This is a genomic window from Atribacterota bacterium, assembly GCA_028703475.1.
In the GTDB taxonomy this organism is placed as follows: domain Bacteria; phylum Atribacterota; class Phoenicimicrobiia; order Phoenicimicrobiales; family Stramentimicrobiaceae; genus JAQVMU01.
In genome coordinates this window covers 1-10,033 of the sequence record JAQVMU010000059.1, presented here as the reverse complement: position 1 = coordinate 10,033, position 10,033 = coordinate 1, and the positions used below count along the sequence as shown (strand labels likewise).

Here is a 10,033-nt window from a genome sequence, read left to right as displayed (position 1 = left end):
ATTACTGAATTAATAGTAATTCACTATCTACTAAATACTAACGACCAACGACCAACTACTAATTTTATCCTGTATCTCTTGCTTGTTTTTTCACGTTATACTCTTTTACGGCTTATTATCCAGGTGTTCCTGATATGTTCTGGTAAATACATGCTCTCCGTCTGCTCCTAAAACAAAGTAAAGAAAATCCTCTTGTGCAGGATAGACAGCAGCCAGTATTGAATCCAATCCCGGATTACAGATTGGTGCAGGGGGTAACCCATAGTATAAATAAGTATTAAAAGGAGAATCTATCTGTAAATCCTCGTGTGTAAGTATTTCCCGGGGTTTTTCTAAGAGATACTGCACTGTAGCACATGATTGCAGCATCATTCTATCTTTAAGCCGGTTATAGAATACTGAGGCAATTTTAGGTTTGTCTTCTTTCCCCTGTGCTTCTTTTTCAATGATTGAAGCAAGGATAATTACCTTATGAAAATCTAACCCAAATGGAAATTCCATCTCAACATCAATATGATTGTTTATCACATTTTTAAAATTATCACTCATGGTTTTTAAAACATTATAAGCACCATAATTTTTGGGAAATGTATATGTATCAGGGAATAAAAATCCTTCACGAAATTCATTATCCTCCAGTATTAATTCCATTAATTGCTCATAATCAGCAATTTCATTATCAGAAAGCAATCCGGCAATCTGTTTAGATTGATACCCTTCCGGTATAGTAATCCTGTGCAGAACTACTTTGCCTTTTTCAAGTTTATCAATGATTTGAAGCAGGTTTTCTGCTGAACTGAAATTATATTCCCCTGACTGTAAGCGATCATCAATTTTCATAGTCCTTGTCATCAACTGAAAGATTATATTACCAGGCCTGATAATCTTCTCCTCTTCCAATAAATGTCTGATGCGGGCACTATTATATTCATAGGGAATGATTAGTGTTTTTTCGGTTATTTCAGTTGTGTTTAAGGGCACTAATATCCAAACTGCCACAAATAAAGCCAGTAAAAATAACACCGCTATAAGAAAAATTAAAAACTTTAAGAACTTAATCATAATAAACCTTTTAATTGATTTCTATTACGATCCAGATATGACTGTAATATAATTACAGCAGCCATTCTGTCAATTGCTTTTTTCCGCTTTGCCCTGCTTTGATCAGCCATCAATAGTACCTGTTCTGCACTGACTGTACTTAATCTCTCATCTTCGAAATCAACCGGCAATCCGCTTAATTGCTTTAGCTTATCTGCATATTCCTGTACTTTTTTTGCTTGTGGACCCAGTGTGCCATTCATGTTTTTCGGTAATCCAAAAACTAACAGTTCAACTTTTTTCTCTTTGATTACATCCATAAGTTTGTCGCAAACATCTTCCGGGTTTTTTATTTGAACTGTATTTAATCCCTGTGCCGTATAACCCAGGGGGTCGCTTAAAGCTAAACCGATTCTTCTCTCTCCCATATCTATTCCTAATATCTTCAAAAATAGCTCTCCTTCAATTCTTAATATAATAATATTATACTATCATTAACCAGGGCATATAAATTAATAATAATATTACAACAGTAATAATACAATATTAATTTATTGTAAGATATTACAAGAGGCATATATTATTTGAGGTTATATTTGCAGCATATCTTCAATATTTTGAAAGATACTTTTTAATTTTTCCATATCAGAACCACCTGCCTGTGCAAAATGCTTTTTTCCTCCGCCTTTACCATCAATAGCAGATGCCAATGGTCTGATAATTTTTCCGGCATCAAAACCTTTGCTAATTAGGTCATCAGTAACCATTACTATAATATTTAACTTTCCTTCATCCAGTTCTGTTGCCAGAATTATAATACCACTTTCAATCTTCTCTTTAATTAAATCCCCGGTTTCTCTCAGGCTTTTCTTGTCCTTACTATCGATTATTGCAGATACTACGTTGACATGATTGATAATTTTTTTATTTTTAATTAGTCTGTCAATATAATGTGGAAGCATTTCTTTCCAGAGTAATCGGTATTCCCGTTTTAAGTTTTCATTTTCAGAAATCAACTGATTAATTTTTTTAATAATTCTATCCTGGGGCACATCTAATATTGACTGTAATTCCTGTAGCTGGGTTTCTTTCATTTGTATAAACTCCCATGCTTTATCTCTGGTTACAGCCTCAATTCTACGAAGACCGCTTCCTATTCCCTGTTCTGATGTAATTTTAAATATGCCAATTTTTGATGTTTCATCCAGATGAGTTCCTCCACAAAGTTCACGGCTAAAGCCACCAATATCTATCATTCTGACTTCATCACCATATTTCTCTCCAAACAGAGCTATGGCTCCTTTTTTCCGGGCAGCTTCCAGCCCGGTAATCTCAGATTTCACCGAATGGTTTTCTTCAATTTTCTTATTTACCATTTTCTCAACCTGCTCTAATTCATCTTTAGTAATTGATTTATAGTGTGTATAGTCAAAACGCAAATGCTCGGCAGTTACTGAAGAGCCAGCCTGCTTAACATGTTCTCCCAATACTAATCTCAAGGCATGATGCAGCAAGTGTGTAGCAGTATGGTTTGCTGCGATTGCAATCCTCTCCACATCATTTATTTGGGCTTTTACCTTCTGTTTTTTTTGCAGAACTCCCTTTTCCACCTTTACATAATGGACAATCAGTCCATCTAAAGGAGATTGTGTATCAATCACTTGAGCCAGTGCATCATCATCGTTAATAGCTGAAATCGTCCCGCAATCACCTTTTTGTCCGCCTTTTTCCGCATAAAAAGGAGTTTCTTTTAGTATTACCTGTCCCTGCTGACCTGAAATAAGGCTATTAACAGGTTTGTTATCCTGAAGAATTTCAATAATATCGGTTTGTAAAGATATCTGGTGATATCCGTGAAAGACAGTCTCTCCGTTTTCAGACAATATATTCCGGTATATCTTTTCCTGTAACTGATTATCTTTAGTGTCAGTTTTTCCGGAACCCCATGACTGGCGTGAACGTTCTTTTTGTTCTACCATATATTTTTCATAATCTTCCACATTAACGGATAAATCATTTTCAGATAAAATATCTTTGGTAATTTCCAGTGGGAATCCGTATGTATCATAGAGAGTAAATGCATCTTTACCGCTTAAAACCTTCTGGTTTCCACGTTTAAGCTTTTTAATATATGTTTCAAGAATATTAAGTCCTAAATTAAGAGTTTCCTGGAATCTCTTTTCTTCAGTAATTATAATCTCATATATATTCTTTTCTTTTTCTTTTAATTCCGGGTAGGCGCTTTGCATTAATTTAATGACCTGAGGTGCAATATCATATAAGAAAGGTTCATTCAAACCAATGACCTTCCCATATCGGTATGCCCTTCTTAAAAGCATTCTCAGTACATAACCTCTGCCTTCATTGGAAGGTAAAATACCATCTGTAATCATAAAAACAAGTGCACGGACATGGTCTGCAATTACTTTTAGAGCAACATCGTCTTTGGGATTTTTATGATAGATTATATCTGCTTTTTGGGCAGTTTGATGGATTATTGGTAAAAATAAATCTGTTTCGAAATCTGAAGGGGCTTTTTGCAATACTGAAGTGATTCTCTCTAATCCAAGCCCTGTATCAATATTCTGTTTTGGTAAAGGCTCTAACGAACCGTCTTCATTTCGGTTAAATTGCATAAAGACCAGATTCCACAATTCAAGGTATCGGTCATCTATTCCGACACCGCCACCTCCCTTTGATGCTCTTTCCGGTCCCATATCAATATAAATCTCTGAACATGGCCCACATGGACCTACAGGCCCAACCTTCCAGAAATTATCTTCTTCTCCCAGGCGAACAATACGACTTTCCGGCAAGCCAACCATATCGTGCCAAAGATTAAAGGATTCATCATCATCCCTGAAGACTGACACATAGAGTTTTTCTTCGGGAAATCCTATTATTTTAGTAAAATATTCCCATCCCCATTGAATTGCTTCTTTTTTAAAATAATCACCAAAAGAAAAATTTCCTAACATTTCAAAGAAGGTGTGATGGCGAGCAGTTTTTCCAACATTGTCAATATCATTGGTTCTAAGACATTTTTGAGAAGTAGTGGCTCTTTTTAAAACAGATGTTTGCTGACCCAAAAATATTGGTTTAAATGGCACCATCCCTGCAATAGTAAATAAAATGCTTGGATCCTCCGGTATTAGAGATGCGCTGGGTAATATTTTATGATTTTTGGATTGGAAAAAATTTAAAAAAGATTCTCTAATCTGTTGACTGCTCAATTCGCTCATACTTAACTCCTTCTATCATCACTATTAGGGGTTTAAAATAAATATGTAGAAAATTATGATACTAAATTTTAAACCGGTGATAAAAATGTTCTGAAATTTTTATAATAAAAATTATTATACAGCTACTCTAAGTACTTCGTCAATGGTGGTTTCTCCACTCAATACTTTTTGTATACCACTGTCCAGAAGGGTTCTCATGCCATTTTTAATAGCAATGTCTTTTATAACATTGCTGGAGGTATTTTTCATTATCATCGAGCGGATCTCATCATTTATCCGTACCACTTCAAATAGTGCTGTTCTTCCCCGGTACCCTGTATTTTTACAGTAATCACAGCCTTTGCCACGGTAGAATTTAAGATTATCCTGGTTGGGTATCTCAAAATTAATTTTGAGATTGTCTAAAACACCCTTTTCGGGAAAATATTCCTCAATACATTTCGGGCATATTTTACGTACCAGCCTCTGAGCCATCACGCCAACAACAGAAGAAGAGATTAAAAATGGAGCAATTCCCATATCAATCATTCTGGTAAGTGAGCTAACCGCATCATTAGTATGTAATGTACTAAAAACTAAATGTCCTGTTAAAGCAGATTGAACAGCAATGTGTGCAGTTTCAGAATCCCTCATTTCACCTATCATAATAATATCAGGGTCTTGCCGCAAAATAGAACGGAGGGCATTAGCAAAAGTTAAATTTATCTTTGGCAAAACATTAATTTGATTAACTCTTTCCAGTTTATATTCAACAGGGTCTTCAACTGTAATAACATTCTTTTCAACAGAATCAATTTCATTAAGAGCCCCATATAATGTGGTGCTCTTACCGCTGCCGGTAGGACCTGTAATAAGGATAATACCATAGGAAGAACTAATCATACTGCGAAATTCCTGTAACTGCGTTTTTGTAAATCCGGTGTTTTCAAGGGATATTAAACCCTGACTCTTATCCAGGAGACGCATTACTATTTTTTCTTCATATACGGTTGGAATAGAAGAAATTCTTAAATCTACTTCTCTGGCTCCAAATTTCAACTGGAAACGGCCATCCTGTGGTAAGCGGCGTTCGGCAATATCCATTCTTGATAATATTTTTACCCTGGAGATGATAGCCGGCTTAATTCGAGCCGGCAACATCCGTATATCATGCAATATACCGTCAATCCGGTATCTTACCAATAATCCTCTTTTGTTCGGCTCCAGATGTATATCACTGGCTCTTTCTTTGATGGCCTGGACTATAATCATATTTACAAGCTGAATAACAGGTGCTTCCTGACTGATTGCTTCCAACTGAGAAAGGTTAACTTCATCTCCAAAATCGCTGACAGTTGAAACATCAACTTTTTCTAAAATATCATCAATTTTGCCACCTGCTTCATAGTAAGAACTTAAAGCATTACTAATATCTTCTTCACTGGCCAGTTTGGGGACTACATCTAATTTGGTATATTCTTTTATGTAATCAATGGTATTGACATCCAGAGGGTTAGCCATAGCAATAGTCAGTGTACCGTTTTCTTTGCTGAGTGGTACAATCTTATAGCGAACTGCAATTCTTTTAGGGATAATCGTAACAATCTCCGGGTCCAGAATTACTTCATCCAATTCAATATATTCAGCTTCATAAACATGTTGTAATGCCTGTAAAAGCTGCTTTTGGGTTAGAATACCCTGGCTGACAAGAATCTCCCCGAGCTTCTTTTTACCATCAGTTTTCTGGGCTTCAAGTGCCCTTTTTAGCTGTTCAGAGTTAATTAACCCCTGGTTAATAAGAATCTCTCCAAGTCTTAAATTTGCCAAATATTTTCCCTGCTTTACTTCCCCTGCCATAAAAGAATATACTCCCTTAAATTATTATTTCTTAAAATTCAATAAATCGCCAAAAACATCACCAAATGATATTCTATCACCGTCCTGCTGTTTATTGTAATCTTTTACTATTTGTTTTTGCTCTTCTTTTTCAGCTCTTCTCATGCTAAGACTTATCTTCTTCCTTCTATCATCAATTCTTGTCACAACAGTCTGGACTTTATCACCTACTGAAAGAACGCTTTCGGCACTTTCAATTCTGCGGTTAGATATCTCAGATAGAGGAACAAGGCCATCAATGTTATCGGCTAAATTTACAAATGCTCCAAAATCAGTAATATTTACTACTTTTCCTTCGATTATGCTGCCAACTTTAAATTTTTTCCTGATTTCATCCCAGGGATTTGAAATAAGGGCTTTGCGACTGAGTGTGATTTGTGCTTTATCTTTGTCAATTTCTATAATCTTTAACTCTAATTCATCATCCCTTTTTAATACCTGACTTGGGTGTTTTATTTCATCCCAGGTTATCTCTGAAAAAGGTAAAAATCCCTCTATATTGTCATCGAGTGCCACAAAGACACCAAAGTTCTTTAACCTCAAAACTTTAGCTGTTACAATCTCGTTTACTTTATATTTACTGTCGATCTCTTCCCATGGATTAGGTAATGTCTGCTTTCTGCTTAAAAATAGAATCCGGTCTTTTTTATCAATCTTGATTACCTTCAGAGGCATAACAGCATATTTCTTTAGAATAACAGAAGGCTTTTCAATATATTTCCAATCGATTTCAGAGAGATGTAATATACCTGTTACACCCGGCTCTACCTCTATATTTGCACCATATGAGTTTAGCTGTGTAATTTTCCCTTCCACAGTACTTCCGACTGAATATTTTTCATCGATGGTTTTCCAGGGATCGTCCATGAGTTGTTTTAAACCTAATGATATTTTTTTATTATCTTTGTCAATATTCAGAATTCTGACCTTTATTGTTTCATTTTCTGAAAGAATATCCTGAGGCTCTCTGGTATATGCCCATGACATATCAGAAATATGTAATAACCCATTTAGTCCGTCTTCTAATTCAATAAATGCTCCAAAATTTTTAATGCTGACAATTTTTCCATCAACTTCATCACCAATGCTATATTTTTCATCTACTACATCCCATGGATTGGGTGTTAATTGTCTAATGCTTAAGGATATTTTTTTATTTTCCTTATCAAAATCAATGACTTTTACTGATATTTCATCACCTTTTTTAATAAGCTTTAATGGGTCTCTTAATTCCTTCCAGGTTATCTCTGAAATATGCAAGAGTCCCTCAATACCGCCAATATCTACAAATGCGCCAAAGTTAGTAACATTGACAACTTTTCCGGTTAATACCTTTCCAACTTCAAGAGTTGAAAGGGTTTTTTCTTTCAAGGCTTCCCTTTCTTTTTCCAGGACTGCTTTGTGTGATAATACAACATTGTTGCGGTTTTTGTCTATCTTTAGAATATGAAAAGATAATTTTTTGCCTACGTATTTATCTAAATCCTTTTCTTCGATAAACTGCGGCTCTACATGGGATAAAGGCACAAATGCCTTTACACCTAAATCAACGATTAGTCCATTAGACATTTTTTCTACTACTTCACCTTCAATCTTCTGCTTATTCTTGTAGGCATTAATAAGCTGGTCCCACATGAGGATATGTCGAGCCCTCTCACGGGAGAGTTGAATCTGGCTATTTTTTTCATCCACCCGAACAATATAAACATCTATTTCATCATCAATTTCAAGTGTGTGATTTACCTTGTTCCTATCCGGGCCGAAATTAGATTCTTCGGTAGCAGGCAAAAATCCTTCCATCTTGTAGTTGATATCAATTAGATATCCTTCATCATCTGCCTTAACAACCTTACCCTTGATTACTTCTCCTCTCCTTATTTTTTTGAACCCGTCCAATGAATCATTCATAAGATCATCCATTTGGGCCTGGTCCTGCAGGTCTGATGTTTCTTGCATTGCATTTTTTTCTTCAGTTACTTCTTTTTTGTTTTCCATGAGATTAACATTTCCTCCTTCATTGTTGTGACAACCTCATCATGGTTTTTTAAATATTAAATGATTGCACACAACCTCTTCATATTACCGTATTTTCTTAATGAAATTTTAAGAAAATCTATTTAATCTATTCTATATCTATAATATTATTTAATACTATTTATTTAATATACTGGTCTCTATTATCCTTTGCTCAGTGATAATAAAATCAACCGGCATATCGCTTTCTTCCAAAGGAATATCTTCAACTATCTGCACCTCAAAAGCAAGTGCTACTATGGGTACTTGTTTTCTCAATTGCTTTAAAAATCGGTCATAATAGCCACCGCCTCTACCTAATCGATCTCCTCTTTTATTGAAAGCAACTCCCGGGATAATAACCAGATCTAACTCATCAGGCGAGACAATTCTGTAGAATTCTTCTCTTGGTTGGTATACACCTAAATCACCCAGAGCAAGTTCTTTTTCAAAATCTTTAACTAAAGAAGGTTTCAAAGCGTGTTTTTTTGGAAAAATAATAGGTATATATATGTTTTTATACTCTTTTTGGGCAGATTCTATGATATTTTGAGTTTGCACTTCTGTTTTGGTAGCGATATACAGCATAATCTTTTTTGATTGTTGGTATTTATCAAATTTTAATAATCTATTTGCTATTTTGTTGCTCTTTTCTAAAATAGCCTGCCTGGAAAGCAGTTTTCTTTTTTCTGCTATCTGCTTTCTAAGGTTTTTTTTATTTAACTTGTTAATCATAATACATTATACGGCCTGTTGTCAATAGTACATAATATATAAATAGAATTATCTTATGTGATATTATATATTATACAAAAAATAACCCCGCCATGACGCTAACCTCAAGTTTTGATACCTATCCTCAAACAGGTGGTTATCTACCCAAATGCTTTATACTTCCAGTTGACTAACAATTAGTTAATCTTAGGTTATCCCTTTCGGGAAATCCACAGGCTTGTACTACACATTCGGAGATCGATTGCCTTCTTAAAAAAGTGTTGGGTCAAAACTTATTCAGTTTCGCGTCTACAGCAGGGTGACTTGTCCACTCTCGTTATCAATATATCATAATTTTTTGGAAATTACAATAGAAATAGTATGTTGTATAGCGTATAACTAAATTTCCCCCTCCTCTCGGAGGGTAAGGGTCAAGAAAGTCTTCGGGGCTGCTACTAAATTCGTATAACGTATTCCGTATACCGTATAACGTAAAGAAAATAAAAACAAATTCACCACCCCCACCTTAGTCCTCCCCCCTCAAGGGGGAGGAATTTAAAGAAGATTGTCTTACCCTCAAGGGGGAGGAAATGTGAAAAGCACATCTCTATCTCAATCGAAGGAAATAAGAAGGAAAAATACTTCCAATATTCCTATCTTCCATTATTCCATCCCTGAACCCTATACACATAATAATAATCTTTATCTAAAAAAAAGAACGATAAACGAAAAAAATTTTTATATTTATTCCATCCTTGAAAACTATATACCAAATGATGTACTTCACTAAAAAATTTATCCGAATATTTCCCTCTCCCCTTGGAGGGAGAGGGTTAGGGTGAGGGGGAGAAATAGAAAATATAATAGGGCATTAAATGTAGTAATAAATAATGAGTGACGAGTGATAAATGAAAGATAGTTTTTAGTTCATAGTTTTCAGTTTTCAGTCAAAAATACAAAAATACAAGCATAAAACAAGAAAGCTGAACAGGCTGCTACTAAATTCGTATAACGTATTCCGTATACCGTATAACGTAAAGAAAATAAAAACAAATTCACCACCCCCACCTTAGTCCTCCCCCCTCAAGGGGGAGGAATTTAAAGAAGATTGTCTTACCCTCAAGGGGGAGGAAATGTGAAAAGCACAT

6 protein-coding genes and 1 other RNA gene are annotated in these 10,033 nt (G+C 35.2%); all 7 read right to left on the bottom strand.

What is annotated here, in order from left to right; genetic code table 11:
• Positions 1-105: 105 nt before the first annotated feature.
• The 7 genes from mltG to ssrS all read right to left on the bottom strand — a co-directional run bounded on the left by mltG (position 106) and on the right by ssrS (position 9,209).
• Complete coding sequence (gene mltG, locus PHQ99_06595; protein MDD4289239.1) at positions 106-1,062, bottom strand: endolytic transglycosylase MltG; 957 nt, start codon at positions 1,060-1,062, stop codon at positions 106-108.
• Positions 1,059-1,490: a Holliday junction resolvase RuvX gene (gene ruvX / locus PHQ99_06590; GenBank protein ID MDD4289238.1), complete on the bottom strand. Its 432-nt coding sequence runs from the start codon at positions 1,488-1,490 to the stop codon at positions 1,059-1,061. The genes mltG and ruvX overlap by 4 nt, the downstream gene beginning before the upstream one ends.
• A gap of 141 nt (positions 1,491-1,631) precedes the next feature.
• The gene (gene alaS, locus PHQ99_06585; GenBank protein ID MDD4289237.1) at positions 1,632-4,283 is read right to left on the bottom strand and encodes an alanine--tRNA ligase; all 2,652 of its coding nucleotides are present in this window, start codon (positions 4,281-4,283) and stop codon (positions 1,632-1,634) included.
• 114 nt (positions 4,284-4,397) lie between these two features.
• Positions 4,398-6,119: an ATPase, T2SS/T4P/T4SS family gene (locus PHQ99_06580; GenBank protein ID MDD4289236.1), complete on the bottom strand. Its 1,722-nt coding sequence runs from the start codon at positions 6,117-6,119 to the stop codon at positions 4,398-4,400.
• Between the two features lie 24 nt (positions 6,120-6,143).
• Positions 6,144-8,153, bottom strand: a complete 2,010-nt coding sequence (locus tag PHQ99_06575) for a S1 RNA-binding domain-containing protein (GenBank protein ID MDD4289235.1) — start codon at positions 8,151-8,153, stop codon at positions 6,144-6,146.
• Between the two features lie 156 nt (positions 8,154-8,309).
• Positions 8,310-8,906 carry a 5-formyltetrahydrofolate cyclo-ligase gene (locus tag PHQ99_06570; protein ID MDD4289234.1) on the bottom strand — a complete coding sequence of 199 codons (597 nt, stop codon included), beginning with the start codon at positions 8,904-8,906 and terminating at the stop codon, positions 8,310-8,312.
• Between the two features lie 80 nt (positions 8,907-8,986).
• Positions 8,987-9,209, bottom strand: a non-coding RNA gene (gene ssrS / locus PHQ99_06565) — 6S RNA.
• Between the last annotated feature and the right edge of the window lie 824 nt (positions 9,210-10,033).